Source organism: Prevotella sp. E15-22, assembly GCF_023204875.1.
Classification (GTDB): Bacteria; Bacteroidota; Bacteroidia; order Bacteroidales; family Bacteroidaceae; genus Prevotella.
This window is the reverse complement of sequence record NZ_CP096247.1, coordinates 2,566,251-2,592,933: the sequence shown is the minus strand read 5'-3', so window position 1 is coordinate 2,592,933 and position 26,683 is coordinate 2,566,251. Positions and strand designations below refer to the sequence as shown.

At 48.0% G+C, this 26,683-nt stretch carries 13 protein-coding genes, 2 tRNA genes and 3 rRNA genes; 13 read left to right on the top strand and 5 right to left on the bottom strand.

Features of this window, described 5'->3' with window-relative positions:
- Nucleotides 1–10 precede the first annotated feature (10 nt).
- Genes M1D30_RS10550 through M1D30_RS10525 form a run of 6 tightly spaced genes read left to right on the top strand, consistent with a single transcriptional unit; the run spans nucleotide 11 to nucleotide 6,163 of the window.
- Nucleotides 11–982 (top strand): stage II sporulation protein M, encoded by a 972-nt coding sequence (locus M1D30_RS10550; protein ID WP_248503773.1) that lies wholly within the window; start codon nucleotides 11–13, stop codon nucleotides 980–982.
- Nucleotides 957–1,928 (top strand): hypothetical protein, encoded by a 972-nt coding sequence (locus M1D30_RS10545; protein ID WP_248503772.1) that lies wholly within the window; start codon nucleotides 957–959, stop codon nucleotides 1,926–1,928. Before M1D30_RS10550 ends, M1D30_RS10545 begins: the two co-directional genes overlap by 26 nt.
- 44 nt (nucleotides 1,929–1,972) lie before the next feature.
- Nucleotides 1,973–2,584: a DUF4129 domain-containing protein gene (locus M1D30_RS10540; RefSeq protein WP_248503770.1), complete on the top strand. Its 612-nt coding sequence runs from the start codon at nucleotides 1,973–1,975 to the stop codon at nucleotides 2,582–2,584.
- Nucleotides 2,581–3,792, top strand: a complete 1,212-nt coding sequence (locus M1D30_RS10535) for a DUF4350 domain-containing protein (RefSeq protein WP_248503768.1) — start codon at nucleotides 2,581–2,583, stop codon at nucleotides 3,790–3,792. Before M1D30_RS10540 ends, M1D30_RS10535 begins: the two co-directional genes overlap by 4 nt.
- 2 nt (nucleotides 3,793–3,794) lie before the next feature.
- Nucleotides 3,795–4,760, top strand: a complete 966-nt coding sequence (locus M1D30_RS10530; protein ID WP_248503767.1) for a MoxR family ATPase — start codon at nucleotides 3,795–3,797, stop codon at nucleotides 4,758–4,760.
- A gap of 53 nt (nucleotides 4,761–4,813) precedes the next feature.
- Nucleotides 4,814–6,163: a DUF58 domain-containing protein gene (locus tag M1D30_RS10525; RefSeq protein WP_248503765.1), complete on the top strand. Its 1,350-nt coding sequence runs from the start codon at nucleotides 4,814–4,816 to the stop codon at nucleotides 6,161–6,163.
- A gap of 42 nt (nucleotides 6,164–6,205) precedes the next feature.
- On the opposite strand, the gene M1D30_RS10520 is transcribed toward M1D30_RS10525, so the two are convergent.
- Both M1D30_RS10520 and M1D30_RS10515 read right to left on the bottom strand, forming a co-directional pair.
- Nucleotides 6,206–8,530, bottom strand: coding sequence for a C10 family peptidase (locus M1D30_RS10520; protein ID WP_248503763.1), 2,325 nt, complete (start codon nucleotides 8,528–8,530; stop codon nucleotides 6,206–6,208).
- A 130-nt stretch (nucleotides 8,531–8,660) separates the two neighbouring features.
- A complete protein-coding gene (locus M1D30_RS10515) occupies nucleotides 8,661–13,091 on the bottom strand; it encodes a hypothetical protein (protein ID WP_248503762.1) in 4,431 nt (1,476 codons plus the stop codon).
- 1,039 nt (nucleotides 13,092–14,130) lie between these two features.
- Between M1D30_RS10515 and M1D30_RS10510 the strand changes: the two genes are divergently transcribed.
- The 7 genes from M1D30_RS10510 to hemG all read left to right on the top strand — a co-directional run bounded on the left by M1D30_RS10510 (nucleotide 14,131) and on the right by hemG (nucleotide 22,906).
- Nucleotides 14,131–15,660: ribosomal RNA gene (locus tag M1D30_RS10510) — 16S ribosomal RNA — on the top strand.
- 151 nt (nucleotides 15,661–15,811) lie between these two features.
- A tRNA-Ile gene (locus M1D30_RS10505) sits at nucleotides 15,812–15,885 on the top strand.
- 19 nt (nucleotides 15,886–15,904) lie between these two features.
- Nucleotides 15,905–15,978: transfer RNA gene (locus M1D30_RS10500), tRNA-Ala, on the top strand.
- 165 nt (nucleotides 15,979–16,143) lie between these two features.
- Nucleotides 16,144–19,037 (top strand): 23S ribosomal RNA (locus M1D30_RS10495).
- Nucleotides 19,038–19,168: 131 nt separating this feature from the next.
- Nucleotides 19,169–19,281: ribosomal RNA gene (rrf, locus tag M1D30_RS10490) — 5S ribosomal RNA — on the top strand.
- The 16S, 23S and 5S rRNA genes sit together here with 2 tRNA genes alongside, the layout of an rRNA operon.
- Nucleotides 19,282–19,476: 195 nt before the next feature.
- On the top strand, nucleotides 19,477–21,552 hold the full coding sequence (locus M1D30_RS10485; protein ID WP_248503760.1) for a TonB-dependent receptor: 2,076 nt from the start codon (nucleotides 19,477–19,479) through the stop codon (nucleotides 21,550–21,552).
- Between the two features lies 1 nt (nucleotide 21,553).
- A complete protein-coding gene (gene hemG, locus M1D30_RS10480) occupies nucleotides 21,554–22,906 on the top strand; it encodes a protoporphyrinogen oxidase (RefSeq protein WP_248503759.1) in 1,353 nt (450 codons plus the stop codon).
- A gap of 12 nt (nucleotides 22,907–22,918) precedes the next feature.
- Here the strand turns inward: hemG and M1D30_RS10475 are convergent, their stop codons facing one another.
- The 3 genes from M1D30_RS10475 to M1D30_RS10465 form a co-directional block, all read right to left on the bottom strand.
- Nucleotides 22,919–25,744: a choice-of-anchor J domain-containing protein gene (locus M1D30_RS10475; protein WP_248503758.1), complete on the bottom strand. Its 2,826-nt coding sequence runs from the start codon at nucleotides 25,742–25,744 to the stop codon at nucleotides 22,919–22,921.
- Between the two features lie 265 nt (nucleotides 25,745–26,009).
- Entirely contained in the window at nucleotides 26,010–26,174 is a 165-nt protein-coding gene (locus M1D30_RS10470) for a hypothetical protein (RefSeq protein WP_248503756.1), read from the bottom strand.
- A gap of 328 nt (nucleotides 26,175–26,502) precedes the next feature.
- Entirely contained in the window at nucleotides 26,503–26,682 is a 180-nt protein-coding gene (locus M1D30_RS10465) for a hypothetical protein (RefSeq protein WP_248503755.1), read from the bottom strand.
- Nucleotide 26,683: the final 1 nt, after the last annotated feature.

The following is a 26,683-nucleotide window of genomic DNA, read 5'->3' as shown; positions in this document are numbered from 1 at the left end:
ATTTCTTGCGATGAAAGAAGTCACATTTATCAGGCATAACCTTGACAAATGGCGTGGTTATGAGTCAACGGTAGAGAGTTCTATCTCTACCCCCGATGAATTGGCTGATGCTTATATTGACATCACATCAGACCTTGCTTTCTCGCAAACCCACTATCCCAAGTCGCGCATAACGCTCTATCTGAATAATCTGGCATCGGCCATCCACAATCGGATATATCGTAACAAGCGTGAGCGATGGTCGCGCATAGTCACCTTCTGGACTCAAGAGATGTCACAGATTATTTGGGATGCTCGCAAAGAACTGCTTATTTCGTTCATCATCTTTGTCGTAGCCAGCCTTATAGGTGCTGTCTCTCAGTGGCTCGATCCAGATTTCTCCCGTCTTATCCTTGGCGATGCCTATGTGGATATGACGCTACAGAACATTGAGAAGGGCACGCCGATGGCCGTATATGACAATGATTCCGAGGGCTATATGTTCTTTGCCATTACCACGAATAATATCAGAGTATCGTTTCTGGCTTTCGCCTCAGGACTGCTCACCAGTTTCTTCTCAGGATTTGTGCTGCTCAAGAATGGCATCATGTTTGGTTGCTTCCAGACGTTCTTCGCACAGCACAATCTTTTGGGCGAGAGTGCTTTGGCCATCATGCTGCATGGCACCATTGAGTTGTCGGCTCTCGTCATAGCAGGTGCTGCAGGCATAGCCATGGGCAATGGTTGGCTGTTTCCAGGCACTTACGGTCGTCTCTATTCATTCCGCCGTGGAGCTATGAAGGGACTTAAAATAGTCGTAGGCACGGTGCCCCTGTTCTGTGTGGCAGGCTTTATCGAGAGTTTCTTGACGCGCCATACAGAATACTCCAATGTTTTCCGATTGACCATCATCTCGGCATCGGCCCTCTTTATTGTCTATTATTATATTGTTTTACCATATTTAAGAAATCACAATCATGCAACAGATTCTTCCAAAGATTGAGCTTTATCGTACTCGTAAGTTTACAGAGAAACTGTCAGACACTTTCGGATTCCTGCGTGAGAACTGGAAACCGATGACTAAGTATTTCATCTACATCATGCTGCCCATCAGTATGGTGATGGCCTTCTTTGCTAATCACTTCTGGAACGGCTATATGAGTGTGATTGCAATGATTCAGAATGGTGGTTCTTTTTCTGACGACCGTCTGCTGAAGTTCGGCCTCTCAACACTTGGCACGTTGATCGTAGCTGTTTTTGCTTATATCGTACTCGTGGCATTAATCTATGCCCTGATACGATTGTATGTCTTGCGTGACGACCGACTCAAGAATCTGTCGTTTGCTGAGATCAAACCGCATTTCTTGTTTTGCATGAAGCGCAGCCTTATCATGATGCTGGTGGGTATCCTGCTTGTGGTGGTCATTGGTGCTGTCTTCGTATTGGTGTTCATGGGCATCTCTTCTATCAACAGAATACTTGGTCTGGTGAGTGTTGTGCTGCTTTATGCATTGTTGATTGTCATTGTGCTGCCTATGATGTTGGCCACACCCGCTTATATGCTGGAGGATGACCTGGGCGTGTTCGGCGCTTATTTCAAGGCTTTCCGTTTGGGCTTTGCCACATGGGCTGGCGTTTTCGGCATCACCTTTGTTGTAGGACTTGTCACTGGTGTTGTCCAGACCTTTACCATGTTGCCTTGGTATGCCCTGTCTATGATTAAGATGGTAGTGACCATTGCTGGCAAACAGGATGGTGGCTTCTTCAACTCGTCACTTTACGATTTCATTCAATATCTCACATGCATCATCTCTACTCTGGGTTATTTCGTTTCGGCCATCATCAGTCTGGTGGGCATCACTATCCAGTATGGTCATGCGTGTGATAAGATTGATGGTGTGGGCGTGGCTCGTAACATCGAGAAGTTTGATGAGTTTGATAATATCTAGTAGAATCGAACAAGCAGCCGGTACTACTGGTAATACCAAAATTCATGCCATTAGATTCTCTTCAGATAGATACCCTGCAGCTGTCTGCCTTCCAGCACGACCCGCAGTTTGACTACGACCGTGAGCTCATGGGCGGCAGTCAGAATATGCTGGAATGGCTCATGTCGGTAGTCAACGAATGGATTGCCGAAGCCTTGGGTGCTGTTACAGACCAGGAGTTTACCTATTATCTGCTTGTCGTGCTAGGTGTCGCTGTTCTGGCTCTTGTCGCCTGGTTCTGGTGGTATAAGCGTCCCAAGTTGTTTATGAGGAGCGAGAAGGGTGATGGACTGGATTATGATGTTGAAGAGGATACTATCTATGGTGTCAACTTTGAGGCCGCCATCCGTCATGCGCTGGATGCCCATGACTATCGGCAGGTTGTGCGACTGGTCTATTTGCAGACCCTCAAGTATTTAGAGGACGAAGGAAAGATTGAATGGCAGGCATCTAAAACACCTTCACAGTATGTGCGCCAAATGAATATGCCTGCCTTTACTAAATTGTCGCGCCATTTCATCAACGTGCGTTATGGCAACTTTGAGGCTACATCCGAGGTGTATAATCAGGTGACGATGCTTCAGAGTGAGATTATGAGAGGAGGTGTCGGCGTATGAAGAGTCGCGGCAAGTTTATCATTGGCATCTTGTTAATGCTGGTAGCGGTTCTTGTCATCGAGTATCGCATGCCCCGCCGTTTCATTTGGCAACCCACTTTTAGTCATTCCGACGCTCAGCCTTTTGGTTGCCTAGTGTTCGACAGTGTGATGAAAGCCTCAATGCCAAACGGCTATACGGTGAGTCGCCAAACCTTCTTCCAACTTTATTCCAAAGGTATCCTCACACATCCCAAACACTATAAGGATAGTGTGGTCACCTCACCAAAGTCGCTGGTGATCATCACGAACGAGATACTGGGAAAGGGTGCCCGTGATCACATCCTTCAGATTGTTGACGAGGGAAATACCGTCTTGCTGGCCTCATCATCATTGACCGAGTGGGCCGATACCTTGGGCATCGATTTTCACTGGAACCGAGACTTTCAGTTGGATGCTGTGGCAGGTCAGATGCTTGACAAGGGCAACTTGCAGTGGCAACTTAATCTACCCAAAGATAGTGCATATCAGCATACTAAGTTGTGTCAGTCAGTCTATCCACAGATGATTGAGCGCACCCTCTCAGTTCCTGATAGCGTGCGCCATCAGGATCTGATCATTTATCATGGCATGCGTATGGGCGAGACTGTCAGCGAGCCAGTAGCAGCATCATTCCCCATTGGCAGGGGCGAGCTGATTTTTGTGTCGGCACCGCTGATCATGACAAACTATATGACGCTGAACGGCAATGGATGGGCATTGCAAGGTCGACTGATGGATCGTTTGAAGGCCAATCCAGTTATCCGTATCGAAGCCTATATGAGTGCCACTGCCCAGGAAGAGTCATCACCATTCTATGTGCTACTGCGTGAACCACCGTTGCGGTGGTCATTCTATTTGGCGTTACTTGGCATCCTGCTGTTCTGCGTGTTTACGGCTCGCCGTCGTCAGCGTGCCATTCCCGTTTTGACTAAACCGCAAAACCGCAATCTGGAATTTGTCCAACTTGTTGGCTCGCTATATTGGCAGGAACACTGGAATCCAGGACTGTTGGCCAAGAAACTGGCTTATACGGAAGAGATGATTCGGAGTCAGAAAGCAACACTCTCTGCCGACGATCAGTATTTTATGAACCAGGTAAGAGAGGCTGCCAGTGGCAATTTCATCGTCAGCGACGAGGAACTGAGAATATATATTAAGGAATTAGACAGAATACAACAATCGCTATAAATATGGAAGAACAAAGAACCGATTTAACTGCTTTTGCTGAGCGTATCAACATGTTGCGTCAGCAGATCTCTAACGTAATCGTTGGTCAGGACGAGAATATTGACCTGTTACTTACAGCCGTGCTGGCCAATGGTCATGTGCTGTTGGAAGGTGTGCCTGGTGTGGCCAAAACACTGCTGGCTCGTCTGCTGGCCAAACTTATCGACGCCAAGTTCAGTCGTGTGCAGTTCACGCCCGACCTTATGCCGAGCGACGTGCTGGGTACTAATGTCTTTAACATGAAGACCTCTGACTTCGATTTCCACGCAGGCCCCGTGTTTGCTGATATCGTTCTGGTCGACGAGATTAACCGTGCACCAGCTAAGACCCAGGCAGCTCTGTTCGAGGTGATGGAAGAACGCCAGGTAACCATCGATGGTCAGACTCATGCCATGGGTCAGTTCTATACCATCCTGGCTACACAGAATCCTGTGGAGCAGGAGGGAACCTATAAACTTCCAGAAGCTCAGACCGACCGTTTCATGATGAAGATCACGATGGGCTATCCCTCGCTCGATGAAGAGGTAACCATCTTGGAGCGCCATCATTCAAACCAGCATCTCACTGCACTCGAAGATGTTGCTCCTGTCATCACCAAGGAACAATTGGTTGAACTGCGCCAGATGCTCGAAAAGGTGTTTGTCGATCCTGCGTTGCTTCGCTATATTGCCGCCGTTGTAGCACAGACACGTCAGAGTAAGGCCGTGTTCCTGGGTGCATCGCCTCGTGCTTCAGTTGCCATGTTGCAGGCTTCGAAGGCCTATGCGCTTTTGCAGGGACGCGATTTCGTGACACCTGATGACGTGCGTTTCGTGGCTCCCAGTATTCTGCAGCACCGTATTATCCTCACGGCTGAGGCCGAGATGGAGGGTATCACTCCTATTAAGGCAGTGAAACGTTTGATTGAAAAGGTCGAGGTGCCCAAATAACGCTACACCACATTATTTAAGAATCTGTATAATCCGTTGTCAAAAGATCAGCAGTGTATTTAAGGTTTAGGTTTTATTATCTGCTCATAGCCATCATCCTGATTGTTGCTCTGGGATTCGTGATGCCACCCTTGTTCCTCATCGGTCGCATTCTTGCGTTGTTCTTGTTTGTGGCTGTGTTGGCAGATATCGCATTGCTGTGGAGTAGGCGAGGGGTCGATGCCTATCGCACCTTGTCGCCCCGTTTCTCCAATGGCGACGAGAATCCTGTGAGTATCCGCCTTGAGAGTACCTATCCATTCGCTGTACGTACAGAGGTCATCGACGAGGTGCCTTTTGTCTTCCAGCGACGCGACATCCTGTTTAAGGCTGCCCTCAGAAAAGAGGGCGAGGCAACTATCTCATATATGCTGCGCCCAACGGAGCGTGGTGTCTATGGCTTCGGCCATGTGCGCGTGTTCGTCAGCACAATACTTGGTTTGGTGCAGCGTCGTTTCACCTGTTGTCAGCCACAAGACGTTAAGGTCTATCCGTCGTATCTGATGATGCGCCAGTACGAGTTGCTGGCCATGAGTAGTAACCTCACCGAGATGGGTATCAAGCGTATCCGCCGTGTTGGTCATAACACGGATTTCGACCAGATCAAGGATTATGTTCATGGTGACGACTATCGTACCATCAACTGGCGTGCCACGGCGCGTCGTCATCAGTTGATGGTCAATGTCTATCAGGAGGAACGAGCCCAGCAAGTGTATCAGGTGGTGGATAAAGGTCGCATGATGCAGCAGACGTTTCAGGGAATGACGCTGCTGGATTATGCCATCAATGCATCGTTGGTGCTGAGTTATGTAACCATCAACAAACAAGATAAGGCTGGTCTCATCACCTTTAGTAATCAGTTCGAGACCTTTGTCCAGGCCTCCAGACAGAGTGGACAGATGCAGATACTGCAAGAGGCGCTCTATGCCGAGCATACAGAGTTTGGCGAGACCGACTACTCTGCTCTCCTGGCTGGTCTCTCGCGCCATGTCACCCATCGCTCGCTGCTCATCCTCTATACATCGTTCACATCGATGGCAGCCTTGCGCCGCCAATTGTCTTATCTACGTCAGTTGGCTGTGCGTCACCGGCTCCTTGTGGTGTTCTTCGAGGACGAGGAACTGAAGCAGTTTGCCGCTTCCGACTTTCTTGGAAAGCCAAAGAAGTCAGTCCTGCCCATCCTGTCTCGCTTGTCTGGCACAACAGAGGAAGCCTATCAGCATGTCATCGCCGAGAAGTTTGTCTATGAGCAGCGTCTCATCGTCCAAACGCTACGCCAATATGGCATTCAGGCATTGTTAACCACGCCCAATAATCTGTCGGTTGATGTGATTAACAAATACTTGGAGATGAAGTCACGATAAAGATAAATAAAAAAGCCGCTCACTGTTGAGCGGCTTTCTTGTTTATTTGATAACCTTTTTACCGTTTATGATATATAGTCCTTTTCGTGGACTGGTCACCTTCTGTCCCTTCAGGTCGAAAATGACGTTCTGGTCATGTTCGGTCTGTATGTCAATGATACTGTTGGGGGTGTCGGGCACCTCTACTGTATAATTGTATAGGTCTCTGTAGGCACTGTTCGTGTCGAGATACACGCCCTCACTCTTATAGGTGATTAAGAACCAGTATCTGCCATCTGTCAGTCCTGGCACCTCCATGTTGACGGTGTTGGTGCTGCCTGCTTCAACGAATGCAGGCGCATCCACCTGGAACTGCCAGTGGAACTTATTGTCTTCCGCCCATTTGTAAACGTGAACACGGATGTTGTCGTCATAGTCATACGCCCCGTTGTTTTTAATGTCTACCTGAATCTTCGCCGTGCTGTCTTTGATGGTCTTAGCATAGCTTGCATTGGTTACCTTACCATTGCTGAATTTCAACGAGTGAGGCTTGGCGGCTTCAATCTCGATATCTGTAGAGACGAAAGGCGTGTATACAATGATCCAATTCTGATTCTCATCCTGCATATAGCTCCTTAGGCATAGTTCTATGTGGTTCATACCTACCGAATCAGGCTCGAAAGTCATCTTCAGGGTTTCCGTCATGTTTGGTTCTATCTCAAAATAACGTCCTCCTTTCAGTTGATCATTCACACGCAGGAAGACCATGTTATTAAAGAAAGAGCCGTCGTTTTTGATGGTGAAGTTTACTTCTTCGATGTTGGCCATCTCGTGTTTGCCTATCACTTCGGCTGTTCCACTCAGACTGACAGTGGGATCCTGCAAGGTGAGCGTGCTGCCGTTGACGTTTGCACTGATATAATATATGTCTGATGCTTTGTTCTGATACCATGTGGTTGTGCCCTGCTCACGTGAGATAAGTGTTATCACGTAATCGCCATCGGGCAGGGTCGGCACGTTTACGTTCATGTCGAATGAGTTCCAACCCCAACCATAATGGAGGGTGGTATATCCAGTTTTCTGGCTATACACAAGCTCATTGTCAAGGTCGTAAACACCTACACCAAAATCAAAACTATATCCTTCTTTTACACGGTTCCATAAGCCTGCGTTGATGCTAACGGCGAATTTGCCATTTCTTTTTGTCACCTTGTTGTTCTTGGCATGAATAGATGAGGTTGTCATGATATGTTCTGGTTCAACCACTGTTCCTTCGTTGGGCTTGATGCCAATCGTGGCATCTTGGCTCAAACTATATCCGTCGGAACTGCTGCTGGCGCCAATGCCGCTGTTGTCATGAGGGTCGAGGATGGATAACTGGAAGTAGCCGTCGCAAGAGCTACCCCATCCCCAGTTCACATGGAAGAATCCTTCTTTGTCGTAGCCGTCAATAACGAAAGCGTGTCCACCGCCAGTAGATTGTCCAGAATAAAAAACGGGGCGGTTATTTGCTAGTTCCTCATAGATGGTGTTGTTCCATGCGTTAGCTCGGAAGTCGTCACGATTAATAGTGCTTGCTGTTGCATCGTAATCAAAATAGGTCATGAGAATCTGGCTCATGGTGTTTGTGTAGGCTCCACTTGAACTGCTGGTATAGTCCATCTTAGTTGCCGATCCGCAGACTTTCATCAGTGTTGCCACGGCCTTAATTTCTTCATTACTCTCGTTGCCAGTGTAGTGGTCAAGCATGTGAGCCCAGTCGAGTGTGGTCACGGGCACGGCATTAACCTTAATCTTTTTTGTACTGGTTGTATAGGCAGGGATGGTATCTTTTGTTTGCTCTGGATATTTGTGATAGTAGAGCACCTGTGCCATGGCGGTGGCCACGCAACCAGTCACGCAGTACTTATTGTTGTCTTTAGGACATAGTCTGTTGTAGGGGTCGCCTTGGTTCCATGTCGAGGTAAGCAGTGGAGCCACAGCCTCGTGCTCGTCTAGTTGCGCTGTGACTATGGCAGCCTCAGGGTGCGATTCCAGATAAGCCAGCTGGTCGGCATAGCTTTGCAGCCAAGCCTTCATGTTCTCTGGCATCTGCTCGCAGTCAAAGTTGCCTTGGTTGGCGTAGCCTAGGATGGCAGGTGTACGATCGTCGCTGCTCACAATAACGTAACCGTTCTGCTGTCCTACGTTAAACACATAGTAGTGGTCGTTCACCTCGTTGGGTGTCAAAGTGTTGTTCTGGGTAGCCAGGCGTAGTCCTTTTGTTGGTCTTGCCGTTTGCTTACTTAAAAAGGCCTGTGCTTTTTGCATGGCTTCGTTTACGGTGATGTTGCCTGCTAACGTTATCTGGCAGACAAACAATAAAAGAATAAGGTGAAGTTTCCTCATGATTTTTTTTGTTCTTGGTTTAATCGGCTGCAAAGATAGTACAATTTTTTTAAACTTGCAAGATAGTGACGAGAAAATGGCCCCCGCTGCATGGAGCAACGGGGGCCGTTTTTATAGATAGTGTGATTTGTTACTTAACCACAACCTTCTTGCCATTCATGATGTAGAGACCCTTCTGAGTCTTCATCACCTTCTGACCATTCAGGTTGAAGATACCCTCAGCATTCTGCTCGCTCTTCACGGTCTGGATGCCAGTAGGATAAGGAACAGGGTTCTGATCAGGATTAGGAGTCAGTGTTGCAGCCACATCCTCAGGAACCTCAAACTTCACGTTGTCGAAGATGAACTGAGTAGCAGCCTTGTTCAAAGCTAGGTTGAATGCGATTGACTGGAAGATCTTCAGGAATCCGCCCTCAGCCTGAGTGCCGTCACACTCTGAAGGAATAGCGCCCTCAGCGGTGAAGGTCTGCCAGTCGGTAGTGAAGCTACCGCCGCCGCAGCATGCCCAGTGGATGTACTGACCTGGATTAGCGTGTGACTGAGTCTCGAAGTCACCAGCCTTGTCGGCCTTGTAGTCGAACGATACCTTATACTGAGTGCCAGCAGGCAACTGATAAGGCAGACGGATGAAGAACTGTGTATCCCAGTTGTTAGTAGGACTGTCGGCAGACTGTACCTTCACAGCCTTGCTGCCATCCTTACCAATACCCTCAGTAGCAACAGCTACGTATGGGCCGCCAACACCCTGCTCGGTTACGTAGAAGCACTCCATGCTCTCGCCTTCCATATCGCTGTTAACGATGAGGTTCTTCCACTCCTTAACAGGCTCAGGAATCTGTGCCCATACGCCGAAGTTGTCGAAGCGATATACAGTAGCGGTCTTCTCCTCAGCCAGGTTGAAGGCAATGCTCAACAAGCCCTTACCATTATTACCTGTAGCCATATCGGCTGAAACCTCGATGTCGGTAGAGAAGTGCTGCCATTCAGTGGTGAAGTTCACGTCACCAATACCTGCCCAGTGCTGGTAGTCGCCAGGATTACCATGAGCCTGAGTTGTACCCTTAGCAGCCTTGTTGGCTACGTAGTCGAACTCAACGTGCAGCTTAGATCCCATAGGCAGAGCCTCATTAAACTTGATCCAGAACTGAGTATCCCAAGCCTGTGAAGGATTGTCGGCAGACTTAACCACGATACCGCGGCTATTGTCCTTACCGGCCATTGCAACGATGGTAGAGTTGGTGGTTGCGCCGTTTGCTTCCTTAGAGAAGAAGCTTACAACGCTCTCACCAGCCAGGTTACCATTCTCAATCAGGTTTGTCCAACCCTCAGGAGCAACGGGAGCAGGTGCATCCTCACCAGCCACGCCGAACTGAGCCAGACGGAAGCGGTTGATAGACATCCACTGCTGAGTAGCTTCAGAGATAGCCTTGATTTCCAGAGTGACAGGCTCGTCGTTCTCTTTCTCGAATACTACGAATGCATCGTTCCAACCACGTCCAAATACGCCGTCGTTAACGCCTGCACCAATATGAGGCAGATTTACGGTCTGACCACCAATGGTCATAGTGTATTCTGTCAGGTCAACAGCACCGCGAGCAGTTGCTGTCAGGATATACTTACCTGCAGGAATGTTCACTTCGCGAGTGATGTCAATGTTGGCACCTGCACTTGATGACCAACCACCATCCAGATAAAGAGTAGATGTTACGCCCTCACCATCGGTGTAGCCTTCGTTGCTATTAGTACCAATGTTACCAGTCCAACCTTCTTTCTTCTCAGCGTTGGCATCTGCAATTGCAGCGGTGAAGTCTACAGCACCGTATGTGCCTTCAAGCAGAGCGTTAGATTCAACAGCCTTACGTGCATTATTGAACAAGGTCTGTGCCTTTTCCTTAGCGTCAGCAGCGCTTGTAGCGTTTGCGTTCAGAGCAGCAACGGCAGCAGCAATCTTAGCTTCAGATGCATAGGGGTATGAGCTGAAGTCGATAGCCTTTACGCTTTCTTTTGCATTGATCAGAGCTTCGTAGTCAGCCTTAGCAGCCTTGAAAGCAGTAGTTGCTTCGCTCAAAGCAGTGATGGCAGCCTTGTAGGCCTCTGCTGTTTCTTCTACAGTGGTATAGTCCTCAATTGCCTTGTTCAGAGCGGTCTTCTCAGATCCAGTTACAACAGCATATGCTTCATCGGCAAGAGCTGCCTTAGCAGCAGCCAGTGCTTCCTCGTAAGCAGGCTTGAAAGCCTCGGCAGGAATAGCACCCCAATAGGTCAGACGAGCATTGTCGAATACAGTCCAGTCGGCTGCACTATTTACAGTACGCTTTACGCCGATCTTCAGTGCGTTGCCTTCCAGAAGGATAACCTTACCAGTTGTGTTACCTGTGTAAGCGCCAGTGGCAATTTCGTCAAGAGCAGCTTTGAAGTTAGCAGCACTTGTGGTATTTACGAAGGCTGCCTCAGTGTCGTTGGCATAGATCTTTGTTGTTCCATTTGTGCCATATCCAGCAATTGAGAATTCATAGATACCCTCAGGCAGGTTTGTTATTGTCTGACTAACTTCAAATGTGTTGTTCCAGTACTCACAACCGTAGGTCGTGCGGTTCTCATTATCAGGACCTGCAAAGGTCTCGTTACCACCGCTTCTTGTGTGTGTCCATGCACTGTTGCGCAGGTCGTTACGATTGAAGTTTGCACCCTTAATAAAGAAAGTAGCATCAACGCCATTCTCTGCGGTAGCAGCCTGAAGTGAAGCCAGGTTGGCAGCATCGCGGTCTGCTGCAGAAATCAGAGTCCACTGAGCGGTCTCTGCAGTTGCGTCATTAGCGAATGTTACATTATTGTTCTCGCCAGCAGCGATGAACTTAGTTCCATTGTTAATCGAATAAACACCTTCAGAAATTTCTTCGATAGTCCAACCAAAAGCAGGACCGTCGTTCCAAGGACCGTCGTCAGCAGAACCATTCAGGAAGTTGTTAGCACCACCATTTGAAACTTGTGAGTCAAGAGTGTATTTGCCGTCAGCAAATGCAATAGTATAATCCAAACCTTCTGCAGTCAATGCAGCGTGTGTACCCCAAGCGGCACCAGCTGCCAAATACTTCTGAGCACCCTTATTAAAGATGTAGTATTTACCGTCAGCGAACAAAGGCTTAACGGGAGCTTTGTAAGAAACAAGCTCGTTGTTGTAGTTAAATTCGTAGATAGGATCGCCCTCTTCAGGAACGAATTTCTTCATTGTACCCTTTACGATGACCTCTGCGCCAACCTCTACGTCGTCAACTGAAGTAAAGTCGGCACCTTCAAGTCCTTTACCGCTATAGCACTCGAACTGCTGTCCTTCAGTGCTTCCGTCGGCAGAAATCCAGTAAGTAATGCTCTTGTATTGATCGTTGAAATTGTCAACCTTAGAAACAATACCCTTAACGAAAACAGTCTCGTTCAGGGCATCACCAGCTTCAATCAGGGCAACAGCTTCAGCAACGGTGTAGGCTGTTTCAGCTGTGTTTTCAATGTGTACTGGGCCAACATATTGACCTTGTCCATAAAGAGTAATTTTGCTAATCTGTACAGAACCGTTGCCAGATGCACTTGCATTGTTGATGGTAAGAGTATATGTAGAGCCATTTGCTCCAACTACAGGAATGTTGACATCGCCGGCAACAAATTTGTCTGTGATATCAATTACTTCACCTTCTGTGTTCTCACCTTGAATGGTAAGAGTGGCAGAAGTAACATTTGCTACCTTATCAAGTGTAATGACATAATTGGTTACTACAGCATTGATGGCAGGAGATGCGATAGATGCTACACTTTCAGCATTCTTGCGACCACATTTGATGAAATCCCAACCATTATTATTGTTGTTGAAGTTGGTGATGGTCCATGTCTTTCCATCTTTTGTGGCAGTCCAAGTCTTGTCATATCCACTAACTTTTGTGCTATTGTAGTCAGGACCGAACTGGATGTCGATAGGTAGAACGTCTTCTGTGTTAGCCTTCTCCTTTAGTGTGCCAAATGTCCAATAGATGGGCTCTGCACCAGTAGGAGCAGGATTGATACCAGCGAAATATCCGCCACGTGCCTTGTTCTTCAATGCGAAACCCTTGCCCTCGGTAAATTCGATTTCCCAGATGCCACCATATTGTACATCTGTTCCATACTGTGTACCGTTGTCAAGGACGAAACAACCATTGAAACCACCTTCTGCACCTGAGTTCAGAAGTAAGGGCGTTCTGTTGCCCCAAATAGAGATGCTGCTTCCATCGGCTTTTACAGCCTCAATGGTGTAGCATGACTGAACTTCGGGGTCTGCTTCTCCTGCCAAACTGTGGATCTTCCACAAATAGGAGGCACCCGTTAAGGCTTCAGAGTAGGTGTCATAAGCCAGATTCTGGGCATCTTTGTTGTAGATAGCCTTTCCGTCTGTCTCGTTGACAATCGAGAACAATTGTCCCTCAAGCGCAGCTACGCTTGTAAACTTTTGATCGATTTCATACTCTGCAGCATTCATCACGCCTGCAATGCAAAGCAATGCAAACGTAAAAAACCACTTTGTAAATACTTTCATTTTCAAAATGTTTTTAGTTAGTTAATAATTAAGTGAATATAAAAAAATAGGTTTAATGAATAATCATCGGTAATTGGGTGGCAAAGATACACATTTATTTTATATTGACAAAGAAATGTTTCATTTTTTTTCGTTTTTCGAACTTTTTTGTTGCGTTGCTTTGTTGCTTTCAATTTGAATGTCAAGAAAAACTGCTAAAAAACAGGTCTCTGAAAAAATGCAAACTAGAACGGAAAAAAGGGTCAAAAACGACCTTTCGGAGGACCCCCATCGATTTTAGGTTGCAACGGAGGCTGTTTTACGATGCAACGGAGGCTGTTTTACCATGCAAAACAGGCTGAGTTGCAGTGTAACTCAGGCTCCGTTACACCCTAAACGAATATTCGAACGCTTTCTAAATCTTTACACTTTTCGAGCTATTTTCGTAAGCCTCTCATTTTCAATGATTTACGAACATGCTCATAATTCGCCTGTACGCACAGAAAAAATTTCTGGCTCAGAATTTTTAAATCTCAGAGGCGCTATTGTTAAAACTTATGCCAAAATGATATATATTCTTGTACATTTAGAAAAATCCAGCCCTATTTATAGCCGGTTATAGAAATTTTGTTTCAAAAACGGTGCTCCCGGATAAAAAAATGGGGCGGATCAGAAAAATCCGAGACGCACGTTTTTTCGCCCTTTATATATTATATATAATGGTGTGTGAAGAAAATAGTTTTGATTTAAATCAAGACCGAATAAAAAATGCATGTATTTTTGAAATTTTTCTTGGAAAAGTTTTGGTAGTTCGGAAAATAGTCGTACCTTTGCATCCGCTTTCAGGGAGCAACCCCTGAGACACTGATAAAGAAAGAGTTCTTTGAAAGATTTACATAGACAGAAGTAGTACAAGAAGCGAGCACTTAATTTTTTAGGTGCTTGGGTAATTGAAACAAACCGTTTAATTCTTGAATACTGGATAGTCATTCTGAGTACAGATTATATGACACGTTAATTCGACTTTTGTTGTTTTGATGATGTCAAGAGATACAAATTTACAATGAAGAGTTTGATCCTGGCTCAGGATGAACGCTAGCTACAGGCTTAACACATGCAAGTCGAGGGGCAGCATAATCGAAGCTTGCTTTGATTGATGGCGACCGGCGCACGGGTGAGTAACGCGTATCCAACCTTCCCCTTAGTAGGGCATAGCCCGGCGAAAGTCGGATTAATACCCTATGTTATCCGTTGAGGACATCTGAAGTGGATTAAAGATTTATCGCTAAGGGATGGGGATGCGTCTGATTAGGTTGTTGGCGGGGTAACGGCCCACCAAGCCTACGATCAGTAGGGGTTCTGAGAGGAAGGTCCCCCACATTGGTACTGAGACACGGACCAAACTCCTACGGGAGGCAGCAGTGAGGAATATTGGTCAATGGGCGAGAGCCTGAACCAGCCAAGTAGCGTGCAGGATGACGGCCCTATGGGTTGTAAACTGCTTTTGCATGGGAATAAAGTCGGGGACGTGTCCCCGTTTGTATGTACCATGAGAATAAGGACCGGCTAATTCCGTGCCAGCAGCCGCGGTAATACGGAAGGTCCGGGCGTTATCCGGATTTATTGGGTTTAAAGGGAGCGCAGGCTGCCTGTTAAGCGTGACGTGAAATGCCGCGGCTCAACCGTGGAAGTGCGTCGCGAACTGGCGGGCTTGAGTGTGCACGAGGAAGGCGGAATTCGTGGTGTAGCGGTGAAATGCTTAGATATCACGAAGAACTCCGATTGCGAAGGCAGCCTTCCAGGGCATTACTGACGCTAAGGCTCGAAGGTGCGGGTATCGAACAGGATTAGATACCCTGGTAGTCCGCACGGTAAACGATGGATGCCCGCTGTTGGCGATACAATGTCAGCGGCCAAGCGAAAGCGTTAAGCATCCCACCTGGGGAGTACGCCGGCAACGGTGAAACTCAAAGGAATTGACGGGGGCCCGCACAAGCGGAGGAACATGTGGTTTAATTCGATGATACGCGAGGAACCTTACCCGGGCTTGAACTGCAGCAGACGGATCTAGAGATAGTGACTCCCTTCGGGGCTGCTGTGGAGGTGCTGCATGGTTGTCGTCAGCTCGTGCCGTGAGGTGTCGGCTTAAGTGCCATAACGAGCGCAACCCTTTTCATTAGTTGCCATCAGGTAATGCTGGGCACTCTGGTGATACTGCCACCGTAAGGTGTGAGGAAGGTGGGGATGACGTCAAATCAGCACGGCCCTTACGTCCGGGGCTACACACGTGTTACAATGGGTGGTACAGAGAGTCGGGTGTATGCAAATACATTCTAATCAAGAAAGCCATCCTCAGTTCGGATTGGGGTCTGCAACCCGACCCCATGAAGCTGGATTCGCTAGTAATCGCGCATCAGCCATGGCGCGGTGAATACGTTCCCGGGCCTTGTACACACCGCCCGTCAAGCCATGAAAGCCGGGGGCGCTTGAAGTCCGTGACCGCAAGGATCGGCCTAGAGCGAAACTGGTAATTGGGGCTAAGTCGTAACAAGGTAGCCGTACCGGAAGGTGCGGCTGGAACACCTCCTTTCTGGAGAGGATGACTATCACGACAGACACTAAGTCAGTCGGAAGCAAAAAAGAAGAGGTTTGATTCAACCCTAGCTTCTTTACTACGCACTGTTTATAATATAAGAGAATGTATGAGGCTGGGCAGAGGCACCCCCTCTGACCGACGACAGAGTCCTATAGCTCAGTTGGTTAGAGCGCCACACTGATAATGTGGAGGTCGGCAGTTCAAGTCTGCCTGGGACTACACTCTACTTATCTCCCCTGGGGGATTAGCTCAGTTGGCTAGAGCACCTGCTTTGCAAGCAGGGGGTCAACGGTTCGAATCCGTTATTCTCCACTAGAACCGAAAGAGTAATCGATTAGGTTAAGAGATCTTTGACATATTGACACACAAGACTGTAAGTAAAGACTTATAAGAGTCAAACTGAGTAGATTAATAAATCTCAAAATTACAGCTGAAAGTATGAGCATCTCTTTCCGACGCAAGTCGGGAATGAGGTAGGCGAAAGAAAGTTAGGGCGTCTGGTGGATGCCTTGGCTCTCGGAGGCGATGAAGGACGTGATAAGCTGCGATAAGCCTTGGGTAGGTGCAAATGACCATTGATCCAGGGATTTCCGAATGGGACAACCCAGCCGGCTGAAGGCCGGTTATCATTACAAAGGTAATGAGGCAAACGGGGGGAACTGAAACATCTTAGTACCCCCAGGAAGAGAAAATAAACAATGATTCCCCTAGTAGTGGCGAGCGAACGGGGAAGAGCCCAAACCGCATATGTAGCAATGCATATACGGGGTAGTAGGACCACGTCGTGGTATCCTGATGACGAGCAGAACGGTCTGGAAAGTCCGACCATAGTTGGTGATAGTCCAGTACGCGAAGTCAGAGGGGGCCTAGTGGTATCCTGAGTAACGCGGAGCACGAGGAATTCTGCGCGAATCTGCCGGGACCATCCGGTAAGGCTAAATACTCCCGAGAGACCGATAGCGAACGAGTACCGTGAGGGAAAGGTGAAAAGCACCCCTATGAGGGGAGTGAAATAGTACCTGAAACCAGTCGCCTACAAGCGGTCGGAGCTAGTTTATCTAGTGACGGCGTGCCTTTTGCATAATGAACCTACGAGTTACCATGTCCAGCGAGGTTAAGTTCTTATGGAACGCAACCGCAGTGAAAGCGAGGCTGAACAGGCCGTTTAGTTGGATGGGGTAGACGCGAAACCGAGTGATCTACACATGTCCAGGATGAAGTCCCGGTAACACGGGATGGAGGTCCGCACCGATAAGCGTTGAAAAGCTTCCGGATGAGGTGTGTGTAGGAGTGAAAGGCCAATCAAACTCGGAGATAGCTCGTACTCCCCGAAAGGCATTTAGGTGCCGCGTCGGATGGTCACCGTGAGAGGTAGAGCGACCGATAGGTCAAGAGGGCTTCACCGCCTATCGAGACCTGACGAACTCCGAATGCTCACGGTCTGCAGTCCGGCAGTAAGGGGGCGGGTGCTAAGGTCCGTCCCCGAGAGGAGAAGAATCCAGACCGCCGTCTAAGGTCCCGGAATCCTGTCTGAGTTAGTCTAACGAAGTCTGGCCTCGATGACAGCTAGGATGTTGGCTTGGAAGCAGCCATTCATTCAAAGAGTGCGTAACAGCTCACTAGTCGAGAGGCCGGGCATGGATAATAATCGGGTATAAGGCAGGTACCGAAGGCGCGGGATAGCATTAAAAAGTATCGGTAGGGGAGCATTCCATCGGCGCCGAAGGTGAACGACGACGTTCACTGGAGCTTATGGAAAAGCAAATGTAGGTATAAGTAACGATAAGGGGTGTGAGATTCACCCCCGCCATAAGACTAAGGTTTCCCGGGCGATGTCAATCACCCCGGGGTGAGTCGGGTCCTAAGTTTAAGCCGAAGGGCGAGAGCGATGGCTGACACGGTTAATATTCCGTGACTACCATACGGGGCGACGTGGTGACGGAGCAGTGACACTGCCGCGTGCTGACGGAATAGCGCGTTGAAGCGTGTAGGTGTTGAGGAGTGCAGGCAAATCCACACTCCGAGCCGAACGTGAGAGTATGGAGTCTCCTTCGGGAGAATCCAATAGTGCAGGTAATCAGACTCCCGAGAAAAACCGCTAAGCTTAACCCGTGTGGTACCCGTACCGCAAACGGACACACGTAGTCGGGTAGAATATACTAAGGCGTTGAGAGATTCGTGGCTAAGGAACTAGGCAAACTGACCCTGTAACTTCGGGATAAAGGGTCCTCGTTTCGGCGAGGCGCAGAGAATAGGTCCAGGCAACTGTTTAACAAAAACACAGGGCTGTGCAAACTCGAAAGATGAGGTATACAGCCTGACACCTGCCCGGTGCTGGAAGGTTAAGAGGAGATGTCAGTCTTCGGATGAAGCATTGAATTGAAGCCCCAGTAAACGGCGGCCGTAACTATAACGGTCCTAAGGTAGCGAAATTCCTTGTCGGGTAAGTTCCGACCTGCACGAATGGTGTAATGATCCGGACGCTGTCTCGGCCACGAGCTCAGTGAAATTGTAGTATCGGTGAAGATGCCGATTACCCGCGATGGGACGAAAAGACCCCGTGAACCTTTACTACAGCTTAGCACTGACCTTGGTCATCGGATGTGTAGGATAGGCCGGAGGCTATGAAGTGGGCGCGCCAGCGTTCATGGAGCCGCCGTTGAAATACGGCCCTTCTGCTGCCTGAGGTCTAACTTGTGGATACAAGGACACTGTTTGGTGGGTAGTTTGACTGGGGTGGTCGCCTCCAAAAGCGTAACGGAGGCTTCCAAAGGTGCCCTCGGGCCGATTGGTAACCGGCCTTATAGAGTGTAAAGGCATAAGGGCGCTTGACTGGGAGGGAGACATCCCGAGCAGGAACGAAAGTTGGGCTTAGTGATCCGGTGCAAGTGTATGGAAACTGCATCGCTCAAAGGATAAAAGGTACTCCGGGGATAACAGGCTGATCCCCCCCAAGAGCTCATATCGACGGGGTGGTTTGGCACCTCGATGTCGGCTCGTCACATCCTGGGGCTGGAGAAGGTCCCAAGGGTTGGGCTGTTCGCCCATTAAAGTGGCACGCGAGCTGGGTTCAGAACGTCGTGAGACAGTTCGGTCTCTATCTATCGTGGGCGTAGGAGTCTTGAGTGGATCGGACACTAGTACGAGAGGACCGTGTTTGACTGACCTCCGGTTTACCGGTTGTACCGCCAGGTGCACCGCCGGGTATCCGCGTCGGGATCGGATAAGCGCTGAAAGCATCTAAGTGCGAAGCCGGCCACAAGATGAGGGCTCCATTGAGGGTCGTGGTAGACTACCACGTTGATAGGCAGCAGGTGTAAAGACGGTGACGCCAAAGCCGAGCTGTACTAATTGCCCGAGATCTTTCGCTGTGAAGCGCATATTTTCAACTGTGAGCGGTTTGGTTGAAATAGGTAGTTGCTACAGTTCTTGTGTTGATATGCCAACCTTATACGGATAGGCTTTTCCTAGGCAGTCCTAGGCAATCCCAGTCCAGAGATATTCAGGTGGTTATTGCGGCGGGGTCCCACCTCTTCCCATTCCGAACAGAGAAGTTAAGCCCGCTTGCGCCGATGGTACTGCAATGCAATGCGGGAGAGTAGGAGGCCGCCATCTTTTATAGCACGACCCTGATTCAGAAATGAGTCAGGGTCTTTTTTGTGTTTGTACTTTTCTTCCAGTACTAATATAATGACTGTATCGGGCATATTTCTTTAACAAGTAAGAAAAAATCCATATAAATAGGGATTGCTGTTTTGTTTAGTTATTTGTAATTTTGCACTCGATAATTACACAAATATCTAAACATATATGAAATCTCAATTTTTGTATTTATTGATGTTGCCCGTATGCGCATTCGCAGACGGTACTGTAGAGTTGGCCGATACTTCCGTGGCTCGCCATATGAATGTTGATGAGGTTACGGTTGTAGGTTTTAAACAGGATGCACCAGCCAAAGAGGCTTTGTCTGTTACTTCTCTTTCGGCAGCTAATATCCGTCAGGCAGAGATGACCAGTATTAAGGATCTGGGTTATGTAGTGCCCAACTTCTTTATCCCTGAGTATGGCACGCGTCAGAACTCCCCCGTTTTCGTACGTGGTGTGGGGGCCAAGACAAATGGTCCTACGGTGGGCTTCTATGTAGATGGTGTACCTCACATGGAGCGCTCAGCATTTGATGATGATCTGTTTGATGTAAGTTCACTGGAAGTGCTTCGTGGTCCGCAAGGTACACTCTATGGTCGTAATTGCATCGGTGGTATTATCAATGCCTATACCCGTTCACCATTCGACTATCAGGGCACACGTGTGAAAGTAGGTTATGGCAGTTATAATGATATAGTTGTGAATGCCAGTCATTATAATAAGTTGAATGAAAAGCTGGCTTTTGCTGTTAACGGCAGTTATCATCATAACGATGGATTCTTCCGTAATGCGTATGATGACAGTAAGGTGGATAAGTTCAACGAGGGTTTTCTGCGTGGACGTGTATTCTGGAAACCTGCTGAACATTGGACGTTGATTGCCGACTTGAGTTACAGGAATAGTGATCAGGGTGGTTATCCCTATGCTACATACAATCCGGAGACGAGAAAAACGGGCGATATCAATTATAACCGTTATAGCTCTTATCTGCGTCAGTTGACCACGGCTGGATTCAATGCACGTTATGAAGGCCAGAAGTTTAGCTTTAACAGTCAGACGGCCTATCAGTATATCGACGACAATCAGGGTATTGACCAGGACTTCATGCCGAACGACCTGAACTGGGTTAATCAGCGTGTTCGTCAGAACATCTTTAGTGAGGAACTGACGTTGAAGTCGAAGACCAGTGGTTGTTACCAATGGATGGTGGGCGCTTTCTTCTTTAGTGATAGCTATAAGAAGTCTACTTATATTCATTACATTCCTAAGAACTACTGTATGCCTAATCTATATGATAGTCCTACAAGGGGATTGTCTGTTTATCATCAGTCGTCACTACGCATCATTGGCGGACTGAACGTCAAACTCGGTTTGCGCTTCGACTATGAGCACGCCAAGGAGAATTACGAAGCCTACAAGACTGCTTCGGCATTCGACAGGACCTTGGGTACTCCCATTGATTCTTACGAGAGCAGACTGAACTTCACGCAGTTGACCCCCAAGTTTGCACTTGAATATCTGTTCAATGACGATGAGATGGTTTATGCCTCGGTGGCAAGAGGCTATAAGACGGGTGGCTTTAACTCTGCTTTTACATCGGACGACGAGCGCACTTTTGATCCAGAATATAACTGGAACTATGAGGTGGGCTTCAAAGGCTCAATGCTTGACCATACCCTGCAGGCCGACCTGACTTTGTTCTATGTGGACTGGCGCCATCAGCAGATTGCACAGACCGTGGTGGGCGTAGGTAATATCACCCGTAATGCTGGTCATTCGGACAGTAAGGGTGTTGAACTGGGACTCACAGCCCGTCCTGTTCAGCCACTCACACTGCGCCTGAGTTATGGCTATACTTATGCTCGCTTCCTGGACTATGAGAAAAGTGCTACCGTGAGCTACACAGGAAATATGTTGCCGTTTGTGCCTCGTGAGACGCTCTCGTTCAGAGGTGCCTACACCATTCATCCTTGTTGCTCGGCTATCAACCGCATTGTGCTGAGTGCAGGTGTGAATGGTATGGGGAAGATTTATTGGAATGAGGACAATGCCGTATACCAACCTTTCTATACACTGCTGGATGCTAAGGTTAGTGTGACATCTGGCAGACTGACCTGGGAAGCATGGGGTAAGAACCTGACCAATACCGATTATCTGACCTACTATTTCAAAACGAACACGGGCTATGGACAGCAGGGGCGTCCTCTTACGTTCGGCACTTCATTGATTTATGAATTCTAAGATGGAACAAAATCGCGATATTGTTGTTATTGGTGCTGGACTGACGGGACTCGCCACAGCATTTAACCTGAAGAGAAAGGGACGTGATGTCCTGGTGCTGGAGAAGAAGGACCGCATTGGCGGACAAATCCGTACCTATACAGAGGACGGTTTTACTTTTGAGAGTGGACCTAATACGGGCGTCGTTTCTTTCCCCGAGGTGGCCGAGATGTTTCGCAACCTGGAGGGTAGGTGCCAGATGGAGGTGGCGCGTGAATCGTCAAAGCGCCGACTGATATGGAAAGACGATCGTTTTCATGCCTTGCCATCGGGATTAATACAAGCGATCTCCACGCCTTTGTTCACGCTGAAGGATAAGTTTCGTATTCTTGGTGAGCCATGGCGGAAGAAAGGGGATGATCCTAATGAGTCGGTTGGCGCACTGGCTTGTCGCCGACTGGGCAGATCGTTTTTTGAGTATGCCGTAGACCCGTTTGTATCGGGGGTGTATGCTGGTGATCCTATGAAACTAACAACGCGATTCGCATTGCCGAAGCTTTATAATCTGGAGGCCAACTATGGCAGTTTCGTGCGTGGGGCCTTGGCCAAACGAAAAGAGCCGAAAAGTGAGCGCGACAAATTGGCAACGAAAAAGGTATTCTCTGCCGTTGGCGGACTACAAAAGATGGCCGAGGCATTGGCACAGGGGCTTGATATCGTGACTGGCGTTCCTGATATCATGGTGATGCCTAACGGTAATAAGACGTGGCGTGTGAGTTATCATGGCGGTGCAGAGGTGATCTTCTGCCGTCATGTGATTACTACCGTCGGCGCTTACGCATTGCCCGAACTGTTGCCCTTCGTACCAAAGGGATTGATACTGCCTGTCAGTAGTCTTTACTATGCGCCTGTTATCCAAGTGTGTGTGGGCATTCGTGATACCAAGGGACTGAGCTATCCGGCCTTCGGCGGATTGGTGCCTAGTAAGGAAGAAAAGCCTTTGCTGGGTATCCTGTTCCCGTCGGAGTGCTTCGTGCAAAGGGCTCCTGATGGTGGAGCACTCTATTCTTATTTCATGGGAGGCGCCCGTCATGCCGACTATCTGCAGATGAGCGATGCCGAGATTCGCGAGGTGGTGATAGAGGCTTTCCATTCTATGCTGAAGTACCCCAAGGAACGCGAGCCCGATATGATACGCATCTTCCGCCATAAGCGAGCCATTCCGCAGTATGGCATGGACAGTGGTGCACGTTTAGAGGCTATATCGTATATCGAGCAGCAGTTCCCTGGGTTAATCCTTGCTGGTAACATGCGCGATGGTATCGGCATGGGTAACAGAATATATCAGGCAGCAATGATTGCTGAAAGGGTATAAAGCAATAGGATTTTACCTTTTTACTTTTTTACCTTTATTAGATATATAGAGGCCCTTCTTTACGGGCATCTTGTCGAGTTTACGACCGTCGAGGGTGAACCAGATTTCTTCCTTCTGACTGCTTTCGTTTTCTATCGTCAGGATGCCCGTAAATTCTTCGCTTTCGTCGAGGTTGAGCACGAAGCTGCGTGCCTTTTGACCGTCGTCTGTCGCTACCTGGAAGTGGCAACGGAAACACTTCAGTGCTTTGCCGTTGGCAATGGTGCGTGGGTTCTTCGAGTAGCCCAGTTTATTGCCTGTTGACAGCAGGATAATCTCGTTCTTGTTGCCTTGGTTGTCGCCCGTGGCACCACTCTCTACAATCTCAAAGGGTGAGTACTGACCCACGAAGGTCACCTTTTGGTCGTTGCTCACGATGGCTGTCGGCATGGTACTGGTGATGGTGACACCTGTGAACACAGGATTTACGATATTTTCGCCAGTGGTTTCCCATTTGATGAGATATGGCTTGCCCGCCATGATACTGGTTGCGTTATTGAACTTCAAGGTGAGAAGTCCCTCATCATCGAGGTTTGTGCCGCTGTCTGAGTTATCCAGTTCTTTGATAGTGGCTCCAGCTAGGTCGCTGGCAGCAATCTGCTCGGCCGACAGGGAGAAGGGTAGACACAGTGTGTTCCAGTCGCCGTTCTTTGTCAACGTGCGGTCGGTTAGCGTCACCTCTGCACTCTGATTATAGTTCTCTTCGATGATGTCGATATTCTTCTGGGCCAAGGCAGCATCGTTGTTGGCCAGCTGCAGTGGTACCTGTGTAATGAATGACATGGTCTCTGTCAGGGCAGAAGTTTTGTTCTTGGCTTTGGCTTTTTGGGCTCTAAGAGCGTATTCGTATTCTGTGCCGGGTTCCAGCCCAGTAAGGGTTGTCGATTGTGAGGTAATGCCACCGATGGGTATGTAATCACTTACTTCCTGAGGCTTATAGACCTCGAAGAGATCCATGAAAAGGTAATTTTTATCGCTGGATGTACATTTGATGCAGATATACTTGGTGCCTACAGGGATTTCCTCTTCAAAATGAATCCACTTGTTTTCAATGGTAGATTTCGTCTCGCCGAAGTTAAAGGCATCGATGTCGTCTGTCGTATAGCTATAGCCCACCATGAACGACTCTCTGTATCCTGTGTTATAGTTCTTGTAATAGAACGACAAATAGGTGCCGGCGGTTGCCCTGGCTATTCTGGGCGAGATGAGATACTGAGGACCACTTGCTTGCATTGTATAGAAGGCCAAGCCCGAATTACCATCGCAAGCTGCTATAGGATGAGAGATTCCGCCGGTTTTAGCGTGGCAGTTCTGGAGCTTCCATCCGTCGTATCCTTTCTCAAAGCTCTGAAGCAAGTAGTGTTTTTTGGCAGACTTTCTATATGCCAACTCATAGTAGTCGCCGTAGCCTGTCCATTTGATAGTGGCATCGTTTATGCCCCTATCCACTTCAACATCATCGGGCGTGGGGTTGGCATCGGTGAACACTTTGGCTTGTGTCCAGCTCGTCTTTCTTTTGTCTTCATCTGTGGTGCCCGAGATTCCGTATACCTCAAGCAAATAGTACTTATCACTTTCCAAGCCTTCAATGTAGTAGGGGCTCGTAGCATTATTCACAACCTGCCATTCCGACTTGCAGCCATAGATGCCGACATTGTCGATGACCATGTTAAGCTGGTTATTACATTTGTCGCGGAAGGCGATATAGCCCATCTTGCCCTCGTATGCACTCAGATCGATGCTTACCTCCGTCCATGTGGAGGTGGGATCGCCGGGTGAGGCTAACAGCTGGAACGTCAACGTGTCTTCTTGTGATTTAGCGGTGGTGGAGACGTAAACACTATAATGATCTGGCCATTTCTTATTGGAGCAGAACACCCAGTATTTCAGCTTACCGCCTAATCTGACCTTAGGTGAAATGAGCCAGTTGTCTATGTCATAGCCCACACCATTGCAGTAGCTGTTAGAAATGACACCATATTTACCTTCATAAGAGCCGTTGTTATTACCAGTATTGGGGACAGGCTGCCACTCGGTGAGATCTGTATGATCGCCATGGCTGGCTACCAGCCAGCCATCGAGGCCATTCTCGAAGTCTTCGAAGAACGACATCTCGCCGTAGCGCAACTGATAGCTGTCGCTTTGACCTGACCAGGCAAGTGCAGCAATGTCGGGGGTGGTAAATGTGCCCCTGATGGCGGTTGTTGGGGGGTAATATATGAATTCGGTCTTGGGGAGGAAGTGAGCTTCTCCGGGCTCTTGGCCTATATTATCTGTCTTGAGACCCGTAACGTAATTCGTCTTCTTACCATAGAATTTTTTTACTGTATTCTCTGTTGTCGGTGTGTTCTCAAAGCAAATCAGCAGGTTGCCGCCTTTATAGAGGTAGGGCTTGTTGAACGTAATGAGCAAGCTATTTGGGTCTGTTTCATCTGCTTTCAGGTAATCATAGAATACCAAATCATTGTCGCTAACCGGTTCGAACTCAGTCATGGCGGTGTAGTTCACCTCCTTCATATATATTTTGACTTTGCCTCCTGGCATTTTGCCGCTATTATCGCTCGTGCAAAAGTACATGAGACAATGGATGCCACCGCCTACCATATTCTTCAGTTCAGTAGCGGGGACTACATATTGGCTTCTCGAGTTTTTGTCGAAAGCAGCGCCGTGAAAGGGAACCATTCCTTGTGAATATGTTCCATTTGACACAAGGAGAGTGCTTAATTCATCTTTTGCCTTCATGCCTCCTGCAAACAGGCATAGGAGGAGCATGACGAGGCTGAGTTTTAATTTGATCATCTTTCTCTATATTTTTGGTTTAGAAGTTCCGACTGCAAAGGTATATATTATTGCACAAAACTGTCATAACAAATTATACATACTCATAACAAATCAATATAAACTTCATAACAACTTGTTGTTATAAATATAACAAATTGTACACGACGTGTAAGAACGATGAAAAAAACACCGATTTCGTCGAGTTTTTAGTCTGCTCCCCCAAAAAGCCCACAGGGGAATTCCTGTGGGCCTGGTCATGGTTAATGTCTCGGTTGAGAACTATTTACACATCGTCGTCATCGTCATCAATTCCACCAGGAACTGGGGTGATATCCACATCTTCAGGGGTATTCACGTTTGTCACGCTTCTTTTGCTACCTGCCAGCAGACATCCCTGTTGTTTCAATTCAATTGCCTGAATCTCAGGCTTCGCATATACCTTTTTCATAATCTTGAATATATTATTTTATGGGACTCTAATATTTAATTCCGTTTCTTGATGATGCACCAACAATACCATAGGAACCAGATGGCTCCTATGATGAGGGCTGCGCATAAAACATAAGATAGTACTGTCATTTTCTCCATTGCTTTTTCTTTTGCGTGCAAAGGTACGCATTATTGTACAATCGCTTCATAACAAATTGTACAAGCACATAACAAATGGATGTAAACCTCATAACAACGATGTGTTATAAACATAACAAATTGTACACGGCATGTAATAGAAAAGCCCACAGGAGCAATCCTGTGGGCCTGGTTAGAGAAAGATTATGTTATCGGTCGACATAAGAGTCGTCGAAGTCGTCATCATTTAGGTCAAAGATCTTGTCGGTGCCTTCACCGAGGCCTTTTACCAAGTGCTCTCCTGATTTCGGAGCGCTGCCTGCCAGCAGGCATCCCTGCTGCTGCAATGCCACGACTAGCATCTCGGGTTTGATATATTCTTTTTTCATA

Excerpts from the sequence above, each read along its gene's own strand:
- hemG (WP_248503759.1), top strand. The coding sequence starts at position 21,554 with ATGGAACAAAATCGCGATATTGTTGTTATTGGTGCTGGACTGACGGGA.
- M1D30_RS10470 (WP_248503756.1), bottom strand. The coding sequence starts at position 26,174 with ATGAAAAAGGTATATGCGAAGCCTGAGATTCAGGCAATTGAATTGAAA.
- M1D30_RS10475 (WP_248503758.1), bottom strand. The coding sequence starts at position 25,744 with ATGATCAAATTAAAACTCAGCCTCGTCATGCTCCTCCTATGCCTGTTT.
- M1D30_RS10515 (WP_248503762.1), bottom strand. The coding sequence starts at position 13,091 with ATGAAAGTATTTACAAAGTGGTTTTTTACGTTTGCATTGCTTTGCATT.
- M1D30_RS10520 (WP_248503763.1), bottom strand. The coding sequence starts at position 8,530 with ATGAGGAAACTTCACCTTATTCTTTTATTGTTTGTCTGCCAGATAACG.
- M1D30_RS10485 (WP_248503760.1), top strand. The coding sequence starts at position 19,477 with ATGAAATCTCAATTTTTGTATTTATTGATGTTGCCCGTATGCGCATTC.
- M1D30_RS10465 (WP_248503755.1), bottom strand. The coding sequence starts at position 26,682 with ATGAAAAAAGAATATATCAAACCCGAGATGCTAGTCGTGGCATTGCAG.
- M1D30_RS10530 (WP_248503767.1), top strand. The coding sequence starts at position 3,795 with ATGGAAGAACAAAGAACCGATTTAACTGCTTTTGCTGAGCGTATCAAC.
- M1D30_RS10550 (WP_248503773.1), top strand. The coding sequence starts at position 11 with ATGAAAGAAGTCACATTTATCAGGCATAACCTTGACAAATGGCGTGGT.
- M1D30_RS10535 (WP_248503768.1), top strand. The coding sequence starts at position 2,581 with ATGAAGAGTCGCGGCAAGTTTATCATTGGCATCTTGTTAATGCTGGTA.
- M1D30_RS10545 (WP_248503772.1), top strand. The coding sequence starts at position 957 with ATGCAACAGATTCTTCCAAAGATTGAGCTTTATCGTACTCGTAAGTTT.
- M1D30_RS10540 (WP_248503770.1), top strand. The coding sequence starts at position 1,973 with ATGCCATTAGATTCTCTTCAGATAGATACCCTGCAGCTGTCTGCCTTC.